22 protein-coding genes and 1 tRNA gene are annotated in these 22,848 nt (G+C 66.6%); 10 read left to right on the plus strand and 13 right to left on the minus strand.

Annotated elements, in window-relative coordinates:
• Positions 1–28: 28 nt before the first annotated feature.
• From KVY00_RS07710 to sdhC, 5 genes are read right to left on the minus strand one after another with little or no spacing between them, the layout of a single operon-like run.
• Positions 29–1,027, minus strand: coding sequence for a YihY/virulence factor BrkB family protein (locus KVY00_RS07710; protein ID WP_255572829.1), 999 nt, complete (start codon positions 1,025–1,027; stop codon positions 29–31).
• Between the two features lie 35 nt (positions 1,028–1,062).
• Positions 1,063–1,854: a succinate dehydrogenase iron-sulfur subunit gene (locus tag KVY00_RS07715; protein ID WP_223045090.1), complete on the minus strand. Its 792-nt coding sequence runs from the start codon at positions 1,852–1,854 to the stop codon at positions 1,063–1,065.
• 3 nt (positions 1,855–1,857) lie between these two features.
• Positions 1,858–3,690: a succinate dehydrogenase flavoprotein subunit gene (gene sdhA / locus KVY00_RS07720; protein WP_223045091.1), complete on the minus strand. Its 1,833-nt coding sequence runs from the start codon at positions 3,688–3,690 to the stop codon at positions 1,858–1,860.
• A 45-nt stretch (positions 3,691–3,735) separates the two neighbouring features.
• On the minus strand, positions 3,736–4,182 hold the full coding sequence (locus KVY00_RS07725) for a succinate dehydrogenase hydrophobic membrane anchor subunit (protein ID WP_223045092.1): 447 nt from the start codon (positions 4,180–4,182) through the stop codon (positions 3,736–3,738).
• Between the two features lie 16 nt (positions 4,183–4,198).
• Positions 4,199–4,615 carry a succinate dehydrogenase, cytochrome b556 subunit gene (sdhC, locus tag KVY00_RS07730; protein ID WP_223045093.1) on the minus strand — a complete coding sequence of 139 codons (417 nt, stop codon included), beginning with the start codon at positions 4,613–4,615 and terminating at the stop codon, positions 4,199–4,201.
• 228 nt (positions 4,616–4,843) lie between these two features.
• On the opposite strand from sdhC, the gene KVY00_RS07735 reads away from it, so the two are divergent.
• The gene (locus KVY00_RS07735) at positions 4,844–5,974 is read left to right on the plus strand and encodes a mannose-1-phosphate guanylyltransferase (protein ID WP_223045094.1); all 1,131 of its coding nucleotides are present in this window, start codon (positions 4,844–4,846) and stop codon (positions 5,972–5,974) included.
• A gap of 92 nt (positions 5,975–6,066) precedes the next feature.
• Here KVY00_RS07735 and KVY00_RS07740 read toward each other — a convergent pair whose 3' ends face one another.
• From KVY00_RS07740 to KVY00_RS07750, 3 genes are all read right to left on the minus strand, one after another.
• Positions 6,067–6,900 carry an endonuclease domain-containing protein gene (locus KVY00_RS07740; protein ID WP_223045095.1) on the minus strand — a complete coding sequence of 278 codons (834 nt, stop codon included), beginning with the start codon at positions 6,898–6,900 and terminating at the stop codon, positions 6,067–6,069.
• A gap of 244 nt (positions 6,901–7,144) precedes the next feature.
• Positions 7,145–7,855 carry a cache domain-containing protein gene (locus KVY00_RS07745; protein ID WP_223045096.1) on the minus strand — a complete coding sequence of 237 codons (711 nt, stop codon included), beginning with the start codon at positions 7,853–7,855 and terminating at the stop codon, positions 7,145–7,147.
• Between the two features lie 23 nt (positions 7,856–7,878).
• Positions 7,879–8,694, minus strand: a complete 816-nt coding sequence (locus KVY00_RS07750) for a FadR/GntR family transcriptional regulator (RefSeq protein WP_223045097.1) — start codon at positions 8,692–8,694, stop codon at positions 7,879–7,881.
• Between the two features lie 371 nt (positions 8,695–9,065).
• On the opposite strand from KVY00_RS07750, the gene KVY00_RS07755 reads away from it, so the two are divergent.
• From KVY00_RS07755 to KVY00_RS07775, 5 genes are all read left to right on the plus strand, one after another.
• Complete coding sequence (locus KVY00_RS07755) at positions 9,066–10,079, plus strand: ABC transporter ATP-binding protein (RefSeq protein ID WP_255572830.1); 1,014 nt, start codon at positions 9,066–9,068, stop codon at positions 10,077–10,079.
• A gap of 45 nt (positions 10,080–10,124) precedes the next feature.
• The gene (locus KVY00_RS07760) at positions 10,125–11,312 is read left to right on the plus strand and encodes an extracellular solute-binding protein (protein WP_223045098.1); all 1,188 of its coding nucleotides are present in this window, start codon (positions 10,125–10,127) and stop codon (positions 11,310–11,312) included.
• 101 nt (positions 11,313–11,413) lie between these two features.
• On the plus strand, positions 11,414–12,298 hold the full coding sequence (locus KVY00_RS07765; protein ID WP_223045099.1) for an ABC transporter permease: 885 nt from the start codon (positions 11,414–11,416) through the stop codon (positions 12,296–12,298).
• Positions 12,299–12,314: 16 nt separating this feature from the next.
• Entirely contained in the window at positions 12,315–13,124 is an 810-nt protein-coding gene (locus KVY00_RS07770) for an ABC transporter permease (protein WP_223045100.1), read from the plus strand.
• Between the two features lie 59 nt (positions 13,125–13,183).
• Complete coding sequence (locus KVY00_RS07775; RefSeq protein ID WP_255572851.1) at positions 13,184–13,552, plus strand: FAD-dependent oxidoreductase; 369 nt, start codon at positions 13,184–13,186, stop codon at positions 13,550–13,552.
• 234 nt (positions 13,553–13,786) lie between these two features.
• On the opposite strand, the gene KVY00_RS07780 is transcribed toward KVY00_RS07775, so the two are convergent.
• The 3 genes from KVY00_RS07780 to KVY00_RS07790 all read right to left on the minus strand — a co-directional run bounded on the left by KVY00_RS07780 (position 13,787) and on the right by KVY00_RS07790 (position 17,240).
• Entirely contained in the window at positions 13,787–14,563 is a 777-nt protein-coding gene (locus tag KVY00_RS07780) for an amino acid ABC transporter ATP-binding protein (RefSeq protein WP_223045102.1), read from the minus strand.
• 8 nt (positions 14,564–14,571) lie between these two features.
• Positions 14,572–16,857: an ABC transporter substrate-binding protein/permease gene (locus KVY00_RS07785; protein ID WP_223045103.1), complete on the minus strand. Its 2,286-nt coding sequence runs from the start codon at positions 16,855–16,857 to the stop codon at positions 14,572–14,574.
• Between the two features lie 295 nt (positions 16,858–17,152).
• Positions 17,153–17,240, minus strand: a tRNA-Ser gene (locus tag KVY00_RS07790).
• 189 nt (positions 17,241–17,429) lie between these two features.
• On the opposite strand from KVY00_RS07790, the gene KVY00_RS07795 reads away from it, so the two are divergent.
• Both KVY00_RS07795 and KVY00_RS07800 read left to right on the plus strand, forming a co-directional pair.
• Positions 17,430–18,065, plus strand: coding sequence for a CHAP domain-containing protein (locus KVY00_RS07795; RefSeq protein ID WP_223045104.1), 636 nt, complete (start codon positions 17,430–17,432; stop codon positions 18,063–18,065).
• A gap of 665 nt (positions 18,066–18,730) precedes the next feature.
• The gene (locus KVY00_RS07800; RefSeq protein ID WP_223045105.1) at positions 18,731–18,913 is read left to right on the plus strand and encodes a hypothetical protein; all 183 of its coding nucleotides are present in this window, start codon (positions 18,731–18,733) and stop codon (positions 18,911–18,913) included.
• 25 nt (positions 18,914–18,938) lie between these two features.
• Here KVY00_RS07800 and KVY00_RS07805 read toward each other — a convergent pair whose 3' ends face one another.
• Positions 18,939–20,186 (minus strand): IS256 family transposase, encoded by a 1,248-nt coding sequence (locus KVY00_RS07805; RefSeq protein ID WP_223042444.1) that lies wholly within the window; start codon positions 20,184–20,186, stop codon positions 18,939–18,941.
• Between the two features lie 52 nt (positions 20,187–20,238).
• On the opposite strand from KVY00_RS07805, the gene KVY00_RS07810 reads away from it, so the two are divergent.
• Together KVY00_RS07810 and KVY00_RS07815 are read left to right on the plus strand one after the other, a co-directional pair.
• Positions 20,239–21,183, plus strand: coding sequence for a hypothetical protein (locus tag KVY00_RS07810; RefSeq protein ID WP_223045106.1), 945 nt, complete (start codon positions 20,239–20,241; stop codon positions 21,181–21,183).
• A 42-nt stretch (positions 21,184–21,225) separates the two neighbouring features.
• Positions 21,226–21,423 carry a hypothetical protein gene (locus KVY00_RS07815; RefSeq protein ID WP_223045107.1) on the plus strand — a complete coding sequence of 66 codons (198 nt, stop codon included), beginning with the start codon at positions 21,226–21,228 and terminating at the stop codon, positions 21,421–21,423.
• 60 nt (positions 21,424–21,483) lie between these two features.
• Here the strand turns inward: KVY00_RS07815 and KVY00_RS07820 are convergent, their stop codons facing one another.
• Entirely contained in the window at positions 21,484–22,731 is a 1,248-nt protein-coding gene (locus tag KVY00_RS07820) for an IS256 family transposase (RefSeq protein ID WP_223042444.1), read from the minus strand.
• Positions 22,732–22,848 lie beyond the last annotated feature (117 nt).

Consider the following 22,848-nt stretch of genomic DNA (forward strand, 5'->3'; position numbering starts at 1 on the left):
CGGACTGAGCTCGGGGCGACGGCGCGCCTCAGAACACGTCGAGGAGGCGTGATCGCTCGGGGTCGGGCCGCCCCAGATCCGCGTCTTGCCCGACCGCGATCCAGCAGCCCGTCAGCAGCAGCGTGCGGCAGATCACGTTGAACCAGATCAGCAGGCCCACCAGCACGGCGAACGAGGCGAGCAGCGGATTGTTCGAGGCCCCGCCCAGCAGCGAGGCGCCCAGCACCTTGATCCCGAACAGCGCCAATCCGCCGAGCGCGCAACCGCGCACCAGACTCCACCGCGGCACGTGGACCTCGGCGAGGAACTTGAAGATCGCGACGAGCACGAGCGTGTCGAACACGTACATCGCGCCGTAACGCGCGATCGTGCCGAGACCGCTCATGAGCCAGCCGTCCGGATCCCCGCCGATCCAAGACAGCAGCAGGGTCGTGAGGTTCGAACTGAACACCGTCAGTGCCGCCGACACCATGATCGCCAGCATGAAGGCCACCGCGAGCACCAGATCGCGAAGCTTCAGCAGCAGCACATTGCGGTACTGCCGCACCTCCAGGCCGAAGATGATGCGGATCGCGCGACGCGTGCCCGTGAACCATGTGACCGCGACGTAGACGAGGGCGACGCCCGCGACGGCGCTGCTCCAGTCGAGCGTGCGGCCCTGCAGCAGCGTCGTCAGCGACACCGCACCGCCGTCGCCCGTGCCGACCAGTCCGGGCACGAGCAGGTTGAGCTGCTCGATCAGCGAGTCGAGCAGCTCGGGCCGCCCGCGCAGCACGATCCCGAACACGCTGAAGCCGATCCACAGCGCCGCGAACACGGCGAACACTGCCTGATAGCTCATGCCGGCCGCGAGCACCGACCCGCCGACATCGGTGAAGTGGAAGAACGATCGGAGCGGACGCGAATCCCTGACCCGCGACCAGACGCCCTGCCCCTGCTGCACGAGTTCGCGACCGGCCGCGGAGACGCGAAACGCCCCGCGATCCCGCCCCTCCGAGGAGGGGCGAGGATCGCGGGGCGTCGTCATGTCGTCGAGCGGAGTCACCCGGCGCCGAGCTCGGGCTACTTCGTCTTGCCGGTGCGGATCGCGGCCTTCACCTCGGCGATTGCCTTGGTGACCTGGATGCCGCGAGGGCACGCGTCGGTGCAGTTGAAGGTGGTGCGGCAGCGCCACACGCCCTCGGTGTCGTTCAGCACGTCGAGGCGCACCTGAGCGTTGTCATCGCGCGAATCGAAGATGAAGCGGTGCGCGTTGACGATCGCGGCCGGACCGAAGTACTGGCCGTCGGTCCAGAACACCGGGCAGCTCGTGGTGCATGCCGCGCACAGGATGCACTTCGTGGTGTCGTCGAAACGCTCGCGATCCTCGATCGTCTGCAGGCGCTCCTGGCCGGGGGCCGGCGGTGCCGAGTCGGCCATGAGGAACGGGTTGACCGCGCGGTACGCAGCGAAGAACGGCTCCATGTCGACGATCAGGTCCTTCTCGAGGGGCAGGCCCTTGATCGCCTCGACGTAGATCGGCTTCGTGATGTCGAGATCCTTGATGAGGGTCTTGCAGGCGAGCCGGTTCTTGCCGTTGATGCGCATCGCGTCGGAACCGCAGATGCCGTGCGCGCAGGATCGGCGGAAGGCGAGGCTGCCGTCCTGATCCCACTTGATGCGGTGCAGCGCGTCGAGGATGCGGTCGGTCGGGTACATCTCGACATCGAAATCCTCCCAGTACGCATCGCGACCCGACTCGGGGTTGTAGCGGCGCACCAGCAGGGTGACGGTGAACGACTGGGGCGCATCGGGTGCGCCGCCGGCGGCCCCGGAGGACTCGACGGACGTAGCCTCGGCAGTAGCTGTGCTCATGGCCTAGTACTTCCTCTCCATCGGCGGGTAGTTGAACTCGCCCTGCTCGTTCTTGGTGAACACCACCGGCTTCCAGTCGAGCCGGATGTGGTCCTCGGGGTCGGCGGAGTGGGGATCACCCGAGAGGTACGCCATGGTGTGCTTCATGTAGTTCTCGTCGTCGCGGTTCGGGTAGTCGTCGCGCATGTGCCCGCCACGGCTCTCCTTGCGGTTGCGCGCCGTGTAGGCGAGCACCTCTGCGAGGTCGAGCAGGAAGCCCAGCTCGATCGCCTCGAGCAGATCCGTGTTGTACCGCTTGCCGCGATCCTGCACTCCGACGTTCATGTAGCGCACGCGCAGATCGTGGATCACGCCGAGCACCTCGGTCAGCGATTCCTCGGTGCGGAACACCTGGGCGCCGCGGTCCATCGCCTCCTGCAGCTCGCGCCGGATGTCTGCAACGCGCTCGGTGCCGGAGCCCGTGCGGAAGCGCTCGACCAGCTCGCGGATCTCTTTCGCCGGGTCGGCGGGGAGGTCGACGAAGCTCGCGGTCTGCGCGTAGTCGGCGGCGTTGTTGCCGGATCGCTTGCCGAACACGTTGATGTCGAGCAGCGAGTTGGTACCGAGACGATTTGCGCCGTGCACGGAGACGCAGGCGCACTCGCCCGCGGCGTAGAGGCCGGGGACCACGGTCTCGTTGTCCATGAGCACCTCGGCGGCGTTGTTCGTCGGAATGCCGCCCATGGCGTAGTGCGCCGTGGGGAACACCGGCACGGGCTCGGTCACGGGATCCACACCGAGATAGGTGCGGGCGAACTCCGTGATGTCGGGCAGCTTCGTCTCGAGCACCTCGGCGCCCAGGTGGGTGCAGTCGAGGTAGACGTAGTCCTTGTGCGGGCCGGCGCCGCGGCCGTCGAGCACCTCCTGCACCATGCAGCGGGCGACGATGTCGCGCGGCGCCAGGTCCTTGATGGTCGGCGCATAGCGCTCCATGAAGCGCTCGCCGCTCGCGTTGCGCAGGATCGCGCCCTCGCCTCGGGCGCCCTCGGTGAGGAGGATGCCGAGTCCCGCGAGCCCCGTCGGGTGGAACTGGTAGAACTCCATGTCCTCGAGGGGCAGGCCCTTGCGCCAGATGATGCCGACGCCGTCGCCCGTGAGCGTGTGGGCGTTCGAGGTGGTCTTGAAGATCTTGCCGAAACCGCCCGTGGCGAACACGATCGACTTGGCCTGGAAGACGTGCAGCTCGCCGGTGGCGAGTTCGTAGGCCACGACGCCGGCCGGGCGGCGGTTCTTGCCCTCGCCGGTCATCACCAGATCGAGCACGTAGAACTCGTTGTAGAAGTTGACGCCCAGCTTCACGCAGTTCTGGAACAGCGTCTGCAGGATCATGTGGCCGGTGCGGTCGGCTGCGTAGCAGGCGCGACGCACGGGCGCCTTGCCGTGGTCGCGCGTGTGGCCGCCGAAGCGCCGCTGGTCGATCTTGCCCTCGGGCGTGCGGTTGAAGGGCAGACCCATGTTCTCGAGGTCGATGACCGCGTCGATGGCCTCCTTCGCGAGGATCTCAGCCGCGTCCTGATCGACGAGGTAGTCGCCGCCCTTGACCGTGTCGAAGGTGTGCCACTCCCAGTTGTCGTCCTCGACGTTCGCGAGGGCCGCCGCCATGCCGCCCTGCGCCGCTCCCGTGTGCGAGCGCGTCGGGTACAGCTTGGTGATGACCGCGGTCTTCGCCTTGGGGCCGGCCTCGATCGCGGCGCGCATGCCCGCCCCGCCCGCTCCGACGATGACGACGTCGAACTGATGGTAAGTGACACCGTCCTTGACGGTGACTTCCTCGCCCTGATGGATGTCTGTGGTCACGTGAATCCTATTCTTCGAGTCTGTAAGCCTGAGCTGCCGGCGCCGCTACGACGCGGTGCAGAACGATGCGACGAGCGACGGATCGGCACCCGCGGGGCAGGGATCGAGCGTGAACACCACGAAAGTGCCGAGCAGGATCAGCAGCGCGGCCGACAGGAACAGCAGCACCTTGAAGGTCTTCGCGAGACCCGGGCGGACGACGTAGTCGTTCACGATGGTGCGCATGCCGTTGGCGCCGTGAATGAGGGCGAGCCACAGCAGCAGCACGTCCCACACCTGCCAGAACGGATTGGCGAGCTTGCCGCCCACGAAGCCGAAGTCGATCGCGTGGACGCCGCCGGGCGTCGCGATCAGGTTGGAGAAGAGGTGTCCGAACACGAGCACCACGAGCAGAACGCCCGAGACGCGCATGTAGATCCAGCCCCACTTCTCCCAATTGGTGCGCTTCTTGGCGGGGGCCTGCGAGCGCGGGGATTCGATGGTCATCGTCATGTCTGTCTCTCCTCGCCTAGTGCCCGAACACGTTCATCAGGTGACGCGGCAGGAAGCCGGCCATCGTGATGACCCAAGCGGCCACCACGATCCAGAACATCGTGCGCTGGTACTGCGCACCCTTGCGCCAGTAGTCGACCAGGATGATGCGGATGCCGTTGTAGGCGTGGAACACGATCGCGGCGACGAGGGCGGCCTCGCCGAGACCCATGATGGGAGTCTTGTAGACGCTCATGACGGCGTTGTAAGCCTCGGGGCTCACACGCACGAGCGCGGTGTCGAGCACGTGCACGAGCAGGAAGAAGAAGATGGCGACGCCCGTGATACGGTGCAGCACCCACGACCACATGCCCTCGTTGCCGCGGTAGAGAGTGCCACCCGGGCGACTCTTCTTCTTCGCCGCGGGTGCGGCCTCTGCCGTTTGGGCTGACACGGGCTTCCTCCTTGGTCCTGCTTCGACGAGCACTGCTCGACGGCTGACGGTGCGGCCCCGGCGAGCGCACCCGAGGGCGCCTCAAACTGAGAATCCGCTGCGCACCCATTATGGCACCTTTTCGCCGACGGCCCTGCACGACGAAAGCGGCCCGGATACGCGGATTCATCTGATGATTCGGTGATCTCCGAACCGATTCTTCGAGCCTACTGGCCTAGTCTTGTAGTCATGTCTGACGCGAATGCGCCGCGCCCCGCTATCGAGCGCCTCACCTGCGTGATCCCGGCCGGAGGCGTCGGATCCCGGCTCTGGCCGCTCTCCCGGTCGAACGCACCCAAGTTCCTGCTCGATCTCACCGGCTCGGGCGACTCCCTGCTGCGCGCCACCTGGGATCGCCTGGCGCCTCTCGCACCCGCGGATCGCCTCATGGTCGTCACGGGAGTCTCGCATCGGGAGTCGGTGCAGCAGCAGCTCCCAGAGCTCTTGCCGCAGAACCTCATCACCGAGAGCGAGCCGAAGGACTCTTCAGCGGCCATCGGACTCGCCGCGGCGCTGCTCGAACTGCGCGATCCCGACGCCATCCTCGGATCCTTCGCAGCCGACCACGTGATCCGAGGCGATGTGCTCTTCCAGCGCGCCGTCACCACGGCGGTTCAGGCGGCCGACCGCGGCTACATCGCCACGATCGGCATCCATCCCTCCCACCCGGCCTCCGGGTTCGGCTACATCTCGTGCGGCGACGCCCGGGGCGACCTGGCTGCGTTCGACGTCTACGACGTGTCCGAGTTCGTCGAGAAGCCCGATTCCGAGCAGGCCGAGCAGTACCTGGCGCACGGCGGATACCTCTGGAACGCGGGCATGTTCATCGCACGCGCCTCGGTGCTGCTCGATCAGATGGCGCTCTCGGATCCCGACCTCGTGAGCTCGCTCCGCGAGATCGCCGCGAACTGGGATACGGACCGGGGCGCCGAGGTGCGCGAGCGCCTCTGGCCGGCACTGCCGAAGATCGCGATCGACTACACCGTGGCAGAACCCGCCGCCGCCGCGGGCAAGATGGTGTGCGTCGCAGCCCACTTCGACTGGGATGACGTCGGCGACTTCGCATCGGTGGCGAACCTGCTGACCCGCGGCCGCGGCAGCGACCTCGCGGTGCTCGGCGACGGGGCGCAGGTACTCTCGGACGCGTCGAGCGGCATCGTCGTCTCCGAGAGCGAGCGGCTCGTGGCGCTCGTGGGCGTGGAGGACGTGGTGGTGGTCGACACGGCCGATGTGCTGCTCGTCACCACCAAGAGCCGCGCGCAGGACGTCAAGAACCTCGTCAACCGCATGAAGGTCGCGGGCGGCGGGCACCTGCTCTAGCCTGCTGCTCCTCAAAACCCCGGCGATCCGCACAAAACCGGCGGCTTTCACGCATTCTCCTCCGTCCCCACTCGGATCACCGTCATTCTGCATCAACGGCGCGCTGGAAGATGTTTGCCGCGCGCGATGGCCTTGAGAACCAGCTCCTCGACCTCGTGCCAGTGATGCACCACCTGCGCGTAGGTCACCCTGATCACGTAGTACCCGCGTTCCCCGAGAGCCGCGTCATGTCGTTTGTCGATCTGGCTCTGCTGCTCCTCTCCGTGTTGTACCCCGTCGATCTGCACGATCAGGCGATCGCCGATCAGGAAGTCGACGCGATGCCCGAGCACCCAGGCCTGAGGACGGATCGGGATGCGCAACCACCCCAGTCTGGTGCGGAACAGCGTCTCGGTGCCCGAGTCTGCGAGCGGCGTGCACTCCCGCAGCAGCGCCCGTGCAACGCCTCGGAACGGCAGCGTTTCTAGGGACGGGTAATCGATCAGCTTCTTCCGGAGGGCAGAATCCCAGATCGCGAGGGCCGCGTCACGAGGCTGACAGGACGCCACGCAATCGAGCACGTTCTCCAGATGGTCGGCGAGCATGGCAGGCGGACGCAGGACCAGCGGCCGCCTCCAATGCACCACAGCACCGGGAGCCGCAGCTTTCTTCGAAGTCAGATGGGCGGCGACGTGGGGTTCCGCATGCCGCAGGACCCACAGCCCCAGCCGGGCGGCCTGGGTGATACAGCTGAGCACCACTCGATGACGCGCGGCGTAGACCAGCTGGGGATCCGCATTCCTCACCGCCAACCAACCGTTTCTCGGCCGCATCACTGCCCCCTCGGCGATCGCCCTGGACACGTCGTACCTGGAGAATCCGCGTGCGAGCAGCTCGGAGGAGGGCAGGACCCCGCCAGCCCTGCGCAGTTCATGTTCGATCGACATGCGTCCATAGTGGTCGCCAGAAGGAGGCCGGATCGGGCCGATCACACGAACTGGGGATAGATCAGTCACGGTTTCGGATTCACGGCCCCTGTGAGCGAAGTCTGCGGTAGCGCGGAACTCCGGCAATTCGCGTGTCACCGGGCAATATCGACGGGTTTCTATCGGCCTCCGGCGGATCACCGGAGTTCTGCGCGTCGGCGACAGGAGGGAAGGAAGGAGAAGGAGAAAGGAGGTGGAAGAACGCCTACCGCGGCACGACGAGCGCGAAGGGGTATCGGCTCGACCGGGCCACCCGCACCGAGCCCTCGAGCGCATCCACCTCGCCGCCCGCGAAGCGGTCGCCCGTCTCATACTCGGGATCGCTCGACACCACCACTCGGCCGCTCGCATTCACGAGAGTGGCCTCGGGAAGCTCCCCGACGCTGGGCAGCAGCGCACCCTCGAGCGAGGAGACGAGCACGTCGGCGCAGACCACCCCCGAGAACCGGCCGTCGAGCATCACCGGGATCGACGACGTCACCGTGATCTCATTCGAGCAGAGGTAATCGACGAAGGGCCCGGCCACGTGGCGTTCGCCCGTCGCCTGCGGCACCCGATACCACTCGAGGCGCACAAGATCGATGGCCGCCTGACCAGGCCCGAACGTGGACGATGCGAGCAGGCTGCGTTCGGGCCCCTGCCACCAGGCCAGCGGGTTGCCCTCCGAGACGACCGCCTCGCTCGCGCAGTAGCCCGCGCCGTAGAGCGGGCGTCCGGAGTGATCGAGGATCGCGTGCGCGTCCGCCTCGACGAGCGCCGCGAGCTGCGCACCGGTCATCGGGCCGCCCCGCAGGTGCTCGTGCAGCTGCGCGCTCAACCGGGGCAGCCAGGCGTCGAGCGGCGCGAAAACGCCGTCGAAGAACTCGTCGACCGCTTCGATCCCGCTCTCGAGCGCCCGATCCGCTGCCGTGCCCACTCAGTCCCTCCCTCTCGAGGCCGTTATCCGGAGCGGTCGTCCGCCCGTCGTGACTCAAGTGTGGCACGAAACGCTTCTTCGTGCGGACTGGCGAGGAGGTCGGCGCGGAATGCGACCAGCCAGCGCACCGAGCCGCGCACGCTCTCGCGCACGACCTCACGGGTCCTCGAGGAGTCGCCAACCCTGGTCGCGTCGATCTGGGCGACGAGCGCGTCATGCGTCGTCAGGCGCGCCGAGTCGTCGTGATCCTGCAGCGCGAGCAGCGGCGTGAACTCGGTCTGCACTCGCACGTGCTCGGTCGTGAGCCGCACCGACTGACTGAGCGCGGCGAGCTCGAGCTGCACCTCCGTGATGCGGCGGCGCCAGAGCTGCGGGGGCAGGTCGCGGGCGGCGTCGAGAATGCCCCGCGCCACGTCGAGTTCGTCGGGGGTGGCGCGGAGGCAGGCGTAGTCGGCGCAGGCACTCACGATCACCTCGTAGTGCACCCCGAGGTCGGCGAGCGCGACACGGGGCATCGCGGCGAGCGTTCTCGCGTTCACCTCCTCGACCGAGCCATGGCTCGAGCGCACGAAGCTGCCGCCGTGCCGACCGCGTCGAGTCTCGATGAGACCGCGATGACGCAGCGCTCCCAGCGCTTCGCGCACGGTCACCACGGCCACACCGAGCAGACCGGAGAGCTCCGTCTCGCTGGGCAGCCGCTCGCCCTCGGTGAAGGCGCCGACCGAGATCGCCTGCACGATGCGCGATACGACCTGCTCGGTGCGGCCCTCCTCGCCGATCGGGGCGAAGGCCGCCGTCCGGAGGCGACTCGGGGGCGACTGCGTGAGTGAACCGGTCACCGACACCTCCGATCTTCCTGCGGATCCGTGAAGAGTTTCCCACGCCACGAGTGAGGATTCGCTGAGGCGCGGCGATCCCGTAACGTCCTCTCACCCCGCCGCGGGCCTGCCGCTAGGCGGGCCAGGCGGATCGCAACGTGACCGAAACGTGACATTCGTATCTCCCGAGAGCTTTTAAACCTATAAACCCATATGTTATGTTTCAACTATCGGTTCCTGAGAACCCCCCAGTTTCGACAACGACGTTGAGGAGCATCCGCACCATGCGCCACACCACATCTCCTGAAGGATCCGCAGGGGCGGCGAACACAGCCGCCCCGGCCACGCCGGAACCCCCTCAGCCCGGTGAGATCGCCGTCTCAGTTCAGGGCGTGCACAAGCAGTTCGGCGACCTCGTCGCGGTCAAGGACCTCAATATCGACATCCGCGCCGGCGAGTTCTTCTCGATGCTCGGCCCGTCGGGATCCGGCAAGACGACGGTGCTGCGCATGATCGCGGGGTTCGAGGAGCCGACCTCGGGCAGGATCCTGCTTCACGGCAACGACGTCACAGCCTCGGCTCCCTTCGACCGCGAGGTCAACACGGTATTCCAGGACTACGCCCTGTTCCCGCACCTCAGCATCGCCGAGAACGTCGCGTACGGCCTGAAGGTGCGCGGCGTATCCAAGGGCGAGCGAGCACGCCTCGTCGGAGAAGCCCTCGAGCAGGTGCAACTCTCGCACGTGGCCGAGCGTCGCCCCTCGCAGCTCTCGGGAGGCCAGCGCCAACGCATCGCCCTGGCGCGCGCGCTGATCCTCCGCCCCAAGGTGCTGCTGCTCGACGAGCCGCTCGGCGCACTCGACAAGCAGCTTCGCGAGCAGATGCAGTTCGAGCTCAAGCAGATCCAGCGCGACGTGGGGATCACCTTCGTCTTCGTCACCCACGACCAGGAGGAGGCGCTCACCCTCTCCGACCGGGTCGCCGTGTTCAACGACGGCAAGATCGAGCAGGTCGGCAGCCCCCGCGAGGTCTACGAGTTTCCGCAGACCGAGTTCGTGGCCCGGTTCCTCGGCATCACCAACCTGCTCGCCGGCGACACCGCCCTCGCGATCCTGGGCGACTCGTCGCCCCACAGCGTGCGTCCCGAGCGGGTGCAGCTCGCCGATCCGACCGCCCCCGCCGCGGCCGGCACGGTCTCGCTGCCGGGTCGAGTGCTCGAGACCGTCTACGCCGGCGCCCACACCCGCTATCTCGTCGAAACGGAGAGCGGCATGCGCTTCATCGCGGAGAAGCAGAACAACCAGACCCCGCGCACCGACCCGAGCGTGCGGCGCGGCGACAGCGTCAGCCTCCAATTCGAGCGCGATCACGCCGTGGCGGTTCCCGGCGAACCCGCTCGGGTCTGATCCGCCCCATCCACCACCAAGAACCCGCACTACAAAGGAGTAACGATGAACAAGAAACTGCTCATCCCCGCGGCCCTCGCAGCCGCGGTCGGCCTCGCGCTCTCGGGCTGCGCCAGCGACGGCGGCACGGGAGGCGGAGGCGAAGAGGCCGGCGGCCTGCAGATCGACGTTCCCGACGTCCCCATGATGGAGGAGCTCGGCGACACCGAGAACGAGGTGAACATCCTCGCCTGGTCCGGCTTCGTCGAGCCGGCATGGGCGGATCAGTTCACGGCCGAGACCGGCTGCACGGTCAACCGCAAGATCTTCGCGACCAGCGACGAGGCCGTGCAGCTCATGCGCACCGGGGAGTACGACCTCGTCTCCGCATCGGGCGATGCGAGCCTTCGCCTCATCGTCGATGGCAACGTGCAGCCCCTCAACACCGAGCTGATCCCGACCTTCGGCGACGACATCGTCGAAGGCATGAAGGGCCAGCTCTACGACACGCTCAACGGCAACGTCTACGGCATCCCGATCGGGCGCGGCGCGAACATCCTCGAGTACAACAGCGAGATCGTGACCGAGGAGCCCACGAGCTGGGATGTGGTGTGGGAGGAGGACAGCCCCTACGCCGGCAAGATCGCCGCCTACGACAGCCCCATCTACATCGCCGACGCAGCCATCTACCTCATGGAGACGCAGCCGGATCTCGGGATCGAGAACCCCTACGCGCTCGACGAGGAGCAGCTCGCGGCCGCCGTCGACCTGCTCAAGCAGCAGAACAAGATGGTCTCGGAGTACTGGTCGCCCGCGACGAACGTCACCTCGTTCACCGGCGGCAACTCCGTCATCGGCACCTCGTGGGAGGTGCTGCGCAAGGCGACGCAGGACGAGAAGTTCAAGAGCGTGCTGCCCCAGGAGGGCTCGACCGGTTGGTCGGACGCCTGGATGCTCGCCGCCGACGCCAAGCACCCCAACTGCGCGTACGCCTGGATGGACTACACGAGCTCGCCCGAGGTGAACGGCCAGATCGCGATGAACTTCGGCATGGCCCCCGCGAACGCGGCGTTCTGCGAGACGAGCGACGAGGCCAAGGAGCACTGCGACTACTACAACGCCACCGACGAGGAGTACTACAAGAAGGTGTGGTTCTGGACCACCCCCATCGATCAGTGCCTCGACGGTCGCACCGATGTGCAGTGCACCAACTACCAGGACTGGACCAGCGCCTGGGCGACGGTGAAGGGCTGAGCAGGCCCTGACCCGCGGGGCGGATCCTGGCGCAGCGCCGGGATCCGCCCCGATCCCCCCGCATCCCACCACCCGCAGCCCCACGTGAGCGAGGACCCCCGATGACCTCCCAGAATGTTCTCGAGCGCCGCCCGAAGCCGCTCTCGACCGCGCTCTACCGGCACCCGAGAGGCCGCCTGGCCTCCCTGCTGACCCTGCCGATGACCTGGCTCGTCGGCGTCTACATCCTCTCGCTCGCGCTGCTGCTGATCACGGCGTTCTGGACGACGGATCCCTTCACCTCCCGGGTCAAGCCGGGCTTCACGCTCGAGAACTTCCAGCAGATCGTGAGCGTCGCCGCTTTCCGCGACACCGCGCTGCGCACACTCGGTATCGCCCTCGCCGTGACCGCGATCTGCGCGGTGTTCTCGGTGCCGCTCGCCGTGTTCATGGCGAAGATCGCGGGGCCGAAGCTGCGCGCCGTGCTCGCCGTGCTCGTGACGCTGCCCCTCTGGGCCGGCTACCTCGTGAAGATCATCGCGATGCGTCTCGTCTGGACCGACAACGGCTTCTTCAACTGGTCGCTCTCGCCGCTCGGCGTCGAGGGGCCGGGCCTCGGCCAGCTGACCGTGATCCTCACCCTCGTCTATCTGTGGTTCCCGTACATGGCGATCCCGGTTTACGCAGCCGTATCGCAGATCCCCGCCAACCTCTTCGACGCCTCGTCGGACCTCGGTGCCAGCGGCTTCCGCACGATCCGCACCGTCGTAGCCCCGCTGCTGCTGCCCTCCCTCATCGCGGGCTCGATCTTCACCTTCTCACTGAGCCTCGGCGACTACATCGCGGCCATGTACGTCGGCGGGTCCACGCAGATGATCGGCAGCATCATCGCGCAGAACATCAACCTCAACCCGCCGCTGGCCGCAGCCTTCTCGGTCGTGCCGATCGTGCTGGTGGTCATCTACCTCGCCGCCGTGCGCCGCACGGGCGCGCTCAACAACCTGTAGGCCGAAGGAGACCGACATGCTTCGCCTGAACCGGGCCACCAAGATCGCGCTGGCCGTCATCACGCTCATCATCATGGGCTTCATGTACATCCCGCTGTTCGTGATCGTCATGAACTCGTTCAACTCGGGCAGGGTCGCCGGCTGGCCCATCCCCGGTTTCTCGCTCGAGTGGTGGGGGAAGGCGCTCGGCAACCCGGCCGTGCACGCCGCGCTGCTCAACTCGGTGATCGTCGCCGGCGTCGCCACGGCATTCGCGCTCGTGCTCGGCACCCTCGCCGCCTTCGCACTGCAGCGCTTCAAGTTCTTCGGCCAGAACACCGTCAACCTGCTCATCGTGCTGCCGATCACCCTGCCCGGCATCGTCACCGGTGTGGCACTGTCGAACACCTTCCACCAGGTGCTCAAGCCGATGGGGATCAACGTCGGCTACTGGGGAATGATCATCGCGCACGCCACATTCTGCGTGGTGATGGTCTTCAACAACGTCATCGCGCGGCTGCGCCGCATGAACCCCAATCTCGAAGAAGCCTCGATGGATCTCGGAGCCGGGATCGGCCAGACGTTCCGGCTCGTCACCTTCCCGCAGTTCCGCAGCGCATTCATCGCCGGCGGCCTGCTCGCCTTCGCGCTCTCGTTCGATGAGATCGTGGTGACCATCTTCACAGCGCCGCCCGGAGTCGAGACCCTGCCGCTGTGGATCATGAACCAGATGGCGCGACCGAACGAGGTGAACCAGGTCAACGTGGTCGCCACCGTGATGATCCTGCTGTCGCTCATCCCCGTCTACTTCTCGCAGAAGGCCGCCGCGGCGGGCGACGTGAAGTAGGCGAGAGCGGGCGGGATCCGCTCGCCGCAGTCCTCGGGGAGACATACCCCGATACCCGAATACCGACCCCGGCCCCGACCAGAAGAGAACAGGAGGCGCACCCCGGCCACGTGATCGTCGCCTGGGACACCGGGGACCGTGCGCGCGAGCTGCTGGCACTGCCCGAGCAGGAGCGGTTCGATGCAGCGCTCGCCGGCGTGCGCAAGATCGTGGGCGACGAGGGCATCGACTACGTGAACGCCTCCAACTACCACTGGCGCGAGGATGAGTTCGCGTACGGCGCCTACGCGACCGGTCCGCGCAACGAGGAGGTTCTGTACCGGCCGATCAACGATACGGTCTTCTGGTGCGGAGCGATCAAGAGCAGTGTCGGCGCCGCGCACTCGAGCGGCCTCGCAGCCGCCGAGCAGATCCTGAAGTCCCTCTGACCGGGAGATGCGAAGACTGCACCGGGGATACCCGGTGCGTGTGCCGGAGCCGCGGGTGAGCCCGCCGCTCCGGCACGACCCTGCGGTGTATGCGCACCGCAGGGTCGTGATCCGCGGTTCAGCTTCGAGGTCGGGGCCGCGGATCCTGCGCCCCCTGCGCCTGCCGAGGGGCGGGACGGCGGGGCGGGGCGATCCCGGTTCCTCAACAGGAGATCGGGATCGCCCATCCCCCGATCACAGGACCTTCGAGAGGAAGTCCTGCGTGCGCTCCTCGCGAGGGTGGTCGAAGATATCGGCCGGCGCGCCGCTCTCGACGACCTTGCCGTCGGCCATGAACACGACGCGATCGGCGACCTCGCGGGCGAAGCCCATCTCATGGGTCACGAGCACCATCGTCATACCGGAGGCGGCGAGATCCCGGATCACCTGCAGTACCTCGCCCACCATCTCAGGATCGAGAGCGCTCGTCGCCTCGTCGAAGAGCATGATCTCCGGGCTCATGGCGAGCGCGCGAGCGATCGCGACGCGCTGCTTCTGACCGCCCGAGAGCGAGGCCGGGCGGGCGTCGGCCTTATCGCCGAGGCCGACGCGCTCGAGCAGTTCGCGCGCGCGGGCGCGGGCCTCGGCCTTGCTCTGCTTCCGCAGCTCCGTCGGCGCCAGCATCACGTTCTCGAGCGCCGTCATGTGCGGGAACAGGTTGAAGTGCTGGAACACCATGCCGACCCGCTGGCGCACGGTGTCGAGATCCTTCCCCGTCGCCGTCGCGATGTTCTCGCCGACGATCAGCACCTCGCCGCTCGTGACCTCCTCGAGGCGATTGAGGCAGCGCAGCAGCGTCGACTTGCCCGACCCCGAGGGGCCGATCACGGCGACGACCTCGCCGTTCGCGATGGAGAGATCGATGCCGGTCAGCACGTCGTTCTTGCCGAAAGACTTGTGGAGATCCCGCACCTCGATCGGGTTGTCGACCGTGGCGACCGGACGCGTGTACCTGGGTTCGTTGTTCGTCATGATCATCCCTACTTATTGAACTTCCGGTCGAACCAGTTGGACAGCACCGTGAGCAGCCAGATCACGATGAAGTACATGGCGCCGACCACGATCCAGATCTCGAAGGAGCGGAAGGTCGAGGCGATCACGATGCGGCCCTGGTAGGTGAGCTCCGCGAAGCCGAGCACCGAGAGCAGCGACGTGTCCTTCAGCGTGATGATGAACTGGTTGATGAGGTTGGGCGTCATGATCTTGAACGCCTGCGGCATCACGACGCGGCGCATCGAAGCGCCCCATCCCATGCCGAGCGAGCGCGCGGCCTCCATCTGGCCCGGATCGACCGACTGCACGCCGCCTCGCACGACCTCGGTGATATAGGCACCGGCGTTGAGCGAGAGCGTGATCACGCCGGCGGTGAGCGCGTCGAGCGGTTGGCCGGTCACGGCCGGAACACCGAAGTAGAAGAAGAACGCCTGCACCAGCACCGGTGTGCCTCGGAAGATATTGACGTAGGCGGAGGCGAGCTGTCTGAGCACGACGTTTCTCGAGAGCTTGAGAATGCCGAAGACGATGCCGAGGATCATCGCAAAGAAGATTGCGAGCGCCGTCGCGAGCAGCGTGAGCAGCAGGCCGTGCAGCAGCGTGGGCATCGAGGCGCCGATCAGGCTCCAGAAGGAGCTGCCGCCGCCCTCCGCCTCGTCGATCGCGAGGTAGCGGTCGATGATCATCTGGTAGACGCCCGTGTCCTTCGCGTTCTGCAGGCCGTCGTTGAACATCTGCAGCAGCTCGGCGTTCTGGCTCTTGAGCACCGCGAAGCCGTAGTCGGCGCCCGGCTCGGGATCGGTGACGATCTTCAGCGGCACGTTGCCCGATGCGATGCCGAACTGCAGCACGGGGGCGTCCTCGAACGTCGCGGCCGAGTTGCCGGTCGCGACATCGTTGTACATGTCGGCCGAATCCTGGAAGGCATTGACCTCGAAGCCCACCTTCTCGCTGAGCTCCCGCGCGAAGTCGTAGCCGACGGTGCCGGTCTTCACCGCGACCGTCTGGCCCTCGAGATCCTCGTACGAGGTGATGTCGCTGTTATCGGCTACCGCCATCTGCACACCCGACTCGTAGTAGGAGTCGGAGAAGTCGAATACCTGCTTGCGCTCATCGGTGATGCTCATGCCGGCGATCACGCCGTCGGCCTGGCCCGCCTGCACGGCCTGCAGCGCCGCGTCGAAGCCGAGCGTCTTCACCTCGACCTCGAAACCCTGGTTCGCGGCGATCGCCTGCAGCAGATCCATGTCGATGCCGACGTTCTTGCCGTCGAGCTGGTAGATGAATGGCGCGAAGGTCGTGTCGGTCGCGATGACGAACTCACCGTTGGTCTTCGGGGTATCGGTCGCGAAACCCGGGTGCTTCGGCAGATCGCCCGGCTCGCCGGGGTCGATCTTCTCGTTGCCGAGCGCGGCCTTGCCGCCGCCGATCGTCGCCGCATCGGGCGCGTCCTCGCCGAGGTAGTCGTCGAGGATCGCCTGGTACGTTCCGTCGTCGATGAGGTTCTTCAGGCCCTCATTGAACGCCTCCCGCAGTTCGGCGTTCTCGCCCTTCTTCACCCCCATGCCATAGCTGGAGGCCTTCTCCTGCTCGGTGACCGTTTTGAGGGGAACGTTGCCCGTGACGATTCCGTAGGCGAGGATCGGGTAGTCGTCGAAGACGGCGGCCGAGTTGCCGGCGGTCACGTCGCCGTACGCGTCCGCGGCGTCCTGGAAGCCCGTGACGGTGAAGCCGTGCTCATCGCCGAGCGCCTCGGCGAACGCGAACCCCTCGGTGCCGGTCTTCGCCGACACCGTCTGACCCTCGAGGTCCTCGTAGCCCTTGATCGAGTCGTCGTTCTGGGCGACGGCCATCTGGATTCCGGAGTCGAAGTACGGGTTGGAGAAGTCGAAGGTCTCCTTCCGCTCGTCGGTGATGGACATGCCCGCCATGACGGCATCGGCCTGACCCGATTGCACCGCCGCGAGCGCCCCGTCGAAGCCGAGCACGTCGATCTCGACGTCGAAGCCCTGATCCTCGGCGATGGCGTTGATGAGGTCGATATCGATGCCTCTGAGCTCGCCGTCGCGCTGGAACTCGAAGGGCGCCCAGGTGGTGTCGGTCGCGATGGTGAAGGTCTTGCCCTTCACATCGCTCTTCGTCTGCATGAGCGCGTTGGCGGCGCCCACCGCGCCCCCGACCGTGAACAGCAGGATGAACAGCGCGGTGATGCTCGCCAGGGTGAACGCCCGGTGCTCGCGCCACCAGGCCGCGATTTGTGTGGTGAGAGTCATTGAGTCCTCTTGTCGTCGTTGACTTCTTGCTTCAGCTGCGTGTTGCAGCGACATCTCCAACCTACGCGAGGCGACGGGCGGGCCTCGAGGGGGCTCGGGAACGCGAAAACCCCCATCGCGGAGCAATGGGGGCTTTGGCGGAGGATGGGGGATTTGAACCCCGGCCTGCCGCTCAAAGCAACGCGCCAGCGTTGCGCGGCCACGCCGCTGGTGCCGCCCTCGGCGCCAGTTCAGGGGTTCTCAGGAAATCCCCCGTGACGACGCGAAAACCCCCATCGCGGAGCAATGGGGGCTTTGGCGGAGGATGGGGGATTTGAACCCCCGAGGGCGTTAACCCAACACGCGTTCCAGGCGTGCGCCATAGGCCGCTAGGCGAATCCTCCTCGCTGGTCTCGAAAGGCCAACGTTCCCAGTCTAGCGGGTTCATCCCGTGCATCGAAAACCGGGCCTGAAACGCGAAACTGAAAACATTCTCAGACATGCACTTGAAAGTAACGGATTGGTAACGCATACTAGATGAGGCGCTCGGGCCAATGCCGGGCGCTTTTTGTTGGACAACCCAGGAGTATCGCGTGAGAGTATCCGCCAAGGCATTCGTAGTCGGCCTGGTCTCATCCGTCACGTTCGCCTTCGGCGCCGCCCCAGCTGTCGCGAGTGCTCCTGTCGAAGACTTCTCGGTCGCTGCGGTGCAGCCGGCCACTCAGCTCTCGCAGACGCTCGACACCACGGGCGAGGACGCCATCGCCGGCGCATCGATCGACGCGGTTCTCGCCATCGACGAGGTCGCGACCGTCCCCCACAACTTCGACGTGGCCGCCACGATCGAGCTTGCCGAGAGCGAGGTCGGCACGAGCCGCCCCACCGGTTGGAGCGCGCCCGGCGAGTGCATTATGTCGGCTCAGCGCTGGATCCGCGCGGGCGGCGGCAACTGGGGCGGGGGCGGTAACCCCGTCTCGAACTACGACAACGCGACCCGTATGACACTGGCCACGGCTGCTCCCGGCGACATCATCCAGTACGAGTACATCGACTCCCCCACCTCGTGGGTCACCGGCGTGCACACGGTGCTCATCACCGAGGTGCACGACGACGGCACCTTCACCATCATCGAGTCGAACAACCCCGGCGGATCGGGCCTTGTCGGCAAGAACGAGCACTGGACGCCCTCGCCCCCGGCCGGCTTCGAAGCCGCTGTCTGGCGCTTCTAGGCTTCTTCCCGCGGAAGGCGGGGTTCGGGATCGCGATCCCGAACCCCGCCTTCCGCATTCCCGGCCGCCCGTGCCCCGTCGCGCCCTGCCGTCCCGCATTCCTGCCCACCCGGTGCCCGCCCACCCGATGCCTGCCCACCCGATGCGCACCGTCCCGACGCCCGCCCACCCAGTGCCCGCTCCGACGGCACCCATGTCCGGATGAACCCCGCCGAGATACGACTTTCGCAGCTCCATTCGCGACTCAGCATGCGAGATCCGTATCTCGACGGGGCCATTGGAGGGCCCAGGCGCGCCAAGGACATCATGCGGCCAGCGGATCGGGATCGGGCTCGCGATCGCGGACTCGGGGTCGCGGACCCGGTATCGCGGACTCGGCATCGCGGATCGGCATCGCGGACTCGGGATCGGGATCGCAGACTCGGCATCGCCCCGAAAGTCTCGTCGAACAACCGCGCGAGCCCACCGCGAGCTACCGAGATACGGATCTTGCATGCCGCGCCCACGGTTGCCCTGCGATTTCCGCCTTTCGAGGCCATGTAACTCGCGAAGTATCGGCGGCCCTACTTCGCTCACAGGCAGCAGAAATCGCACAGTCTCCCTCGGAACTCGCGAAAGCCTGTGAGCAAGCCCTCTGGGCAGCGGCCCGCGCGCGAGTATGAAGCATGACTTCCCTTCTAGAGCTTCCCCGCCTCGCCCTACCCGACCGGCCGTTCCTCGTCAGGGATGCGATGGAGCAGGGCTGGGGCCGTGGCGCCCTCGCGCACCCGCGCTGGCATCGCCCGTTCAGCGGGGTGCGCAGCTGTGCCCCGCCAGCCGGCACGGTCAAGTCCCGGGTGGTGGTGTAACGGTTGGTCCTTCGTGGTGATGGAGTCAGGCGCTGAGCTCGAGAACGGTATCGATCACCCCCTCGACGTCGTTGTCTGTGACGAGGGTGAGGCGGCTCTTCGCGAGAACGTCGAGGCCGAGGTAGCGGCGTCCTTCGGCCCATTCATCGGTCTGCTCGGCGAGGACCGCGCCGACGAGGCGGATAATCGCGTCCCGGTTCGGGAAGATCCCGACGGAGTCGGTGCGGCGGCGGATTTCCCGATTGAGACGCTCGTTGGGGTTGTTGGACCAGATCTGCTGCCACAGGCCTTCCGGGAACTGCGCGAAGGCGAGAATATCGGCGCGGGCCGCGTCGAGGTGCTCGTGAGCGTCGGGCAGTTTCCCGTCGACGTAGTCCAGGAGCCGGTCGAACTGAGCGTGGACCGCGGCGGCGTCGGGCTGGTCGTAGACGGAGTGCAGCATCGCTTTCACCGCCGGCCACATGGCCTTCGGTGTCACACTCATCAGGTTCGCCGCGTAGTGCGTGCGACAGCGCTGCCAAACAGCACCGGGCAGGTTCGCTGCGATTGCTTCGACGAGTCCTTGGTGGGCGTCGCTGGTGACGAGGCGGACGCCTCCGAGACCGCGGGCGACGAGGTCGGCGAAGAACGAGTTCCAGGCTGCTCCTGTCTCGCTGGTGGCCACGCGCAGGCCGAGCACCTCGCGACGCCCGTCGCCGTTGACGCCGGTCGCGACGAGCACCACTGCGCCTATGACGCGGCCGCCCTCGCGAACTTTCATGGTGAGCGCGTCGGCGGCAACGAAGGTAAACGGACCGGCGTCGTCGAGCGGTCGGTGTCGGAACTGCTCGACGTGTGCATCGAGCTCCGCCGCCATCCGGGACACCTGCGACTTCGACAGGGAATGGATGCCGAGGGTCTTGACGAGCTTGTCCATCCGGCGTGTGGACACGCCGGCAAGGTAACAGTCGGCGACGACGGTGATCAGCGCGGTCTCGGCGCGTTTGCGGCGCTCGAGCAGCCATTCGGGGAAATAGGTTCCCTGCCGAAGCTTCGGGATCGCGACATCGATCGTACCGACCCGGGTGTCGAGGTCGCGGTGTCGGTAGCCATTGCGCTGCGTGATCCGGTCGGATGAGGGCTTGCCCCATTCAGCGCCGACCACGGCGTCCGCGTCCGCGGACAAGAGCGCGTTGATCATGGTCTGCAACAGACTGCGCATCAGATCCGGGGACGCGTCGGTGAGAGCTTCGCTGAGCAGGCCGGCAGGGTCGACAATAGTAGGAGCGGTCATCGTGTTGATGCCTTTCGAGTGGGTTGTAGGAGATTCCTCGAAGGATCACACGGTGACCGCGTCCACGTTCTACGACGTGCTGGCCACCGTGCGCTACACCACTTTACGGGGCACTACGGCCGGCACCCTCTACGGACGCGCTCTCGAGTACCTGCCCCGGCTGCGCCCGGGTGATCGGTTCAGCCACACTACCGCTCTTGCACTGCTCGGGTGCCCGATCTGGGTGCCACGTGGAGCGCCGGTCGACGTATCCTCGCCTCCTCGATCGGCGCGGGTCGAGTGCATCGGCGCAGCGGGGCACCGGCACACCATCGATGCTCCGGAATACCCATGCTTGGTGCCCGAGGGAGAGGACTGGATTCCCGTCGCCGCACCGCTGCAGGCGGTGTTGCAAGCAGCGACGAGGCTCCCGTTCCGCGAGCTCGTGGTCGCCCTCGACCACCTGCTGCGAAAGGACCCCCACCGTTACGATCCGCACCTGCTCGTGCTCCCCGAGGAACTACGGGAGTTCGCGAAGACCGCATCCGGGAGAGGGGTGATCCGCTTCCGCGCTGCCGCAGCCCTCGCCCGCGTGGGAGCCGAATCGCGCATGGAGACGCTGATGAGGCTAGCGGGAGCCCGCGCCGGAATGCCGGAACTGGAGCTGCAGGCCGAGATCCACGACCAGTGCGGAGTGTGGATCGGACGCTTCGACGCCGTCGACCGCAAGAGCCGCAGTCTCTTCGAGTACGACGGTGACCAGCACCTGTTCTCGCGTGAGCAGCGGAAGCGTGACGCGCGCAAGCACCAGGGGGCTCGCGACGCCGGCTGGCGGATCCGGGTCCTGTATCACGAAGATCTGACTCGGGATCTGCTCGCGGCCGGGCAGAGCATGCTCCGGTTCAGCGGGCGCACTGCACGTCGTGTTCCCGCAGGGCTCGCGCGGTTGCTCGACGAGACTTTCGGGCGCGTTGCCGAGTCAGCGATCCAGATCCGCCCGCAGCCGAAGCTCGGCTGACCCCGCGGGGCAGCAACGACCCCGTCGAGATACGGATCTCGCATGCGGGATCGCGACTCGAGCTGCGAGATCCGTATCTCGACGGGGACCGAGGGACTAGCAGGGAGGGAAGGAGGAAAGGAGGAAAGGAAAGGAAAGGAAAGGAAAGGAAAGGAAAAGAAAGGAAAAGAAAGGAAAAGAAAGGGGCTCTTCGTAATTGAGGGTGTAGAGGTGGTGCCCGGAGTGGCGATGAGGAAATAGATCGAGGTCTGGTCAAGTCCCGGGTGGTGGTGTAACGGTTGGTCCTTCGTGGTGATGGAGTCAGGCGCTGAGCTCGAGAACGGTATCGATCACCCCCTCGACGTCGTTGTCTGTGACGAGGGTGAGGCGGCTCTTCGCGAGAACGTCGAGGCCGAGGTAGCGGCGTCCTTCGGCCCATTCATCGGTCTGCTCGGCGAGGACCGCGCCGACGAGGCGGATAATCGCGTCCCGGTTCGGGAAGATCCCGACGGAGTCGGTGCGGCGGCGGATTTCCCGATTGAGACGCTCGTTGGGGTTGTTGGACCAGATCTGCTGCCACAGGCCTTCCGGGAACTGCGCGAAGGCGAGAATATCGGCGCGGGCCGCGTCGAGGTGCTCGTGAGCGTCGGGCAGTTTCCCGTCGACGTAGTCCAGGAGCCGGTCGAACTGAGCGTGGACCGCGGCGGCGTCGGGCTGGTCGTAGACGGAGTGCAGCATCGCTTTCACCGCCGGCCACATGGCCTTCGGTGTCACACTCATCAGGTTCGCTGCGTAGTGCGTGCGACAGCGCTGCCAAACAGCACCGGGCAGGTTCGCTGCGATTGCTTCGACGAGTCCTTGGTGGGCGTCGCTGGTGACGAGGCGGACGCCTCCGAGACCGCGGGCGACGAGGTCGGCGAAGAACGAGTTCCAGGCTGCTCCTGTCTCGCTGGTGGCCACGCGCAGGCCGAGCACCTCGCGACGCCCGTCGCCGTTGACGCCGGTCGCGACGAGCACCACTGCGCCTATGACGCGGCCGCCCTCGCGAACTTTCATGGTGAGCGCGTCGGCGGCAACGAAGGTAAACGGACCGGCGTCGTCGAGCGGTCGGTGTCGGAACTGCTCGACGTGTGCATCGAGCTCCGCCGCCATCCGGGACACCTGCGACTTCGACAGGGAATGGATGCCGAGGGTCTTGACGAGCTTGTCCATCCGGCGTGTGGACACGCCGGCAAGGTAACAGTCGGCGACGACGGTGATCAGCGCGGTCTCGGCGCGTTTGCGGCGCTCGAGCAGCCATTCGGGGAAATAGGTTCCCTGCCGAAGCTTCGGGATCGCGACATCGATCGTACCGACCCGGGTGTCGAGGTCGCGGTGTCGGTAGCCATTGCGCTGCGTGATCCGGTCGGATGAGGGCTTGCCCCATTCAGCGCCGACCACGGCGTCCGCGTCCGCGGACAAGAGCGCGTTGATCATGGTCTGCAACAGACTGCGCATCAGATCCGGGGACGCGTCGGTGAGAGCTTCGCTGAGCAGGCCGGCAGGGTCGACAATAGTAGGAGCGGTCATCGTGTTGATGCCTTTCGAGTGGGTTGTAGGAGATTCCTCGAAGGATCACACGGTGACCGCGTCCACGTTCTACGACGTGCTGGCCACCGTGCGCTACACCACTTTACGGGGCACTAC

This window comes from Leucobacter tenebrionis (assembly GCF_019884725.1).
Lineage (GTDB): Bacteria > Actinomycetota > Actinomycetes > Actinomycetales > Microbacteriaceae > Leucobacter > Leucobacter tenebrionis.

Excerpts from the sequence above, each read along its gene's own strand:
- KVY00_RS07760 (WP_223045098.1), top strand. The coding sequence starts at position 10,125 with ATGAACAAGAAACTGCTCATCCCCGCGGCCCTCGCAGCCGCGGTCGGC.
- KVY00_RS07800 (WP_223045105.1), top strand. The coding sequence starts at position 18,731 with ATGACTTCCCTTCTAGAGCTTCCCCGCCTCGCCCTACCCGACCGGCCG.
- KVY00_RS07715 (WP_223045090.1), bottom strand. The coding sequence starts at position 1,854 with ATGAGCACAGCTACTGCCGAGGCTACGTCCGTCGAGTCCTCCGGGGCC.
- KVY00_RS07725 (WP_223045092.1), bottom strand. The coding sequence starts at position 4,182 with ATGACGATGACCATCGAATCCCCGCGCTCGCAGGCCCCCGCCAAGAAG.
- KVY00_RS07735 (WP_223045094.1), top strand. The coding sequence starts at position 4,844 with ATGTCTGACGCGAATGCGCCGCGCCCCGCTATCGAGCGCCTCACCTGC.
- KVY00_RS07770 (WP_223045100.1), top strand. The coding sequence starts at position 12,315 with ATGCTTCGCCTGAACCGGGCCACCAAGATCGCGCTGGCCGTCATCACG.
- KVY00_RS07815 (WP_223045107.1), top strand. The coding sequence starts at position 21,226 with ATGCGGGATCGCGACTCGAGCTGCGAGATCCGTATCTCGACGGGGACC.
- KVY00_RS07785 (WP_223045103.1), bottom strand. The coding sequence starts at position 16,857 with ATGACTCTCACCACACAAATCGCGGCCTGGTGGCGCGAGCACCGGGCG.
- KVY00_RS07740 (WP_223045095.1), bottom strand. The coding sequence starts at position 6,900 with ATGTCGATCGAACATGAACTGCGCAGGGCTGGCGGGGTCCTGCCCTCC.
- KVY00_RS07820 (WP_223042444.1), bottom strand. The coding sequence starts at position 22,731 with ATGACCGCTCCTACTATTGTCGACCCTGCCGGCCTGCTCAGCGAAGCT.
- KVY00_RS07780 (WP_223045102.1), bottom strand. The coding sequence starts at position 14,563 with ATGACGAACAACGAACCCAGGTACACGCGTCCGGTCGCCACGGTCGAC.
- KVY00_RS07765 (WP_223045099.1), top strand. The coding sequence starts at position 11,414 with ATGACCTCCCAGAATGTTCTCGAGCGCCGCCCGAAGCCGCTCTCGACC.
- KVY00_RS07805 (WP_223042444.1), bottom strand. The coding sequence starts at position 20,186 with ATGACCGCTCCTACTATTGTCGACCCTGCCGGCCTGCTCAGCGAAGCT.
- KVY00_RS07710 (WP_255572829.1), bottom strand. The coding sequence starts at position 1,027 with ATGACGACGCCCCGCGATCCTCGCCCCTCCTCGGAGGGGCGGGATCGC.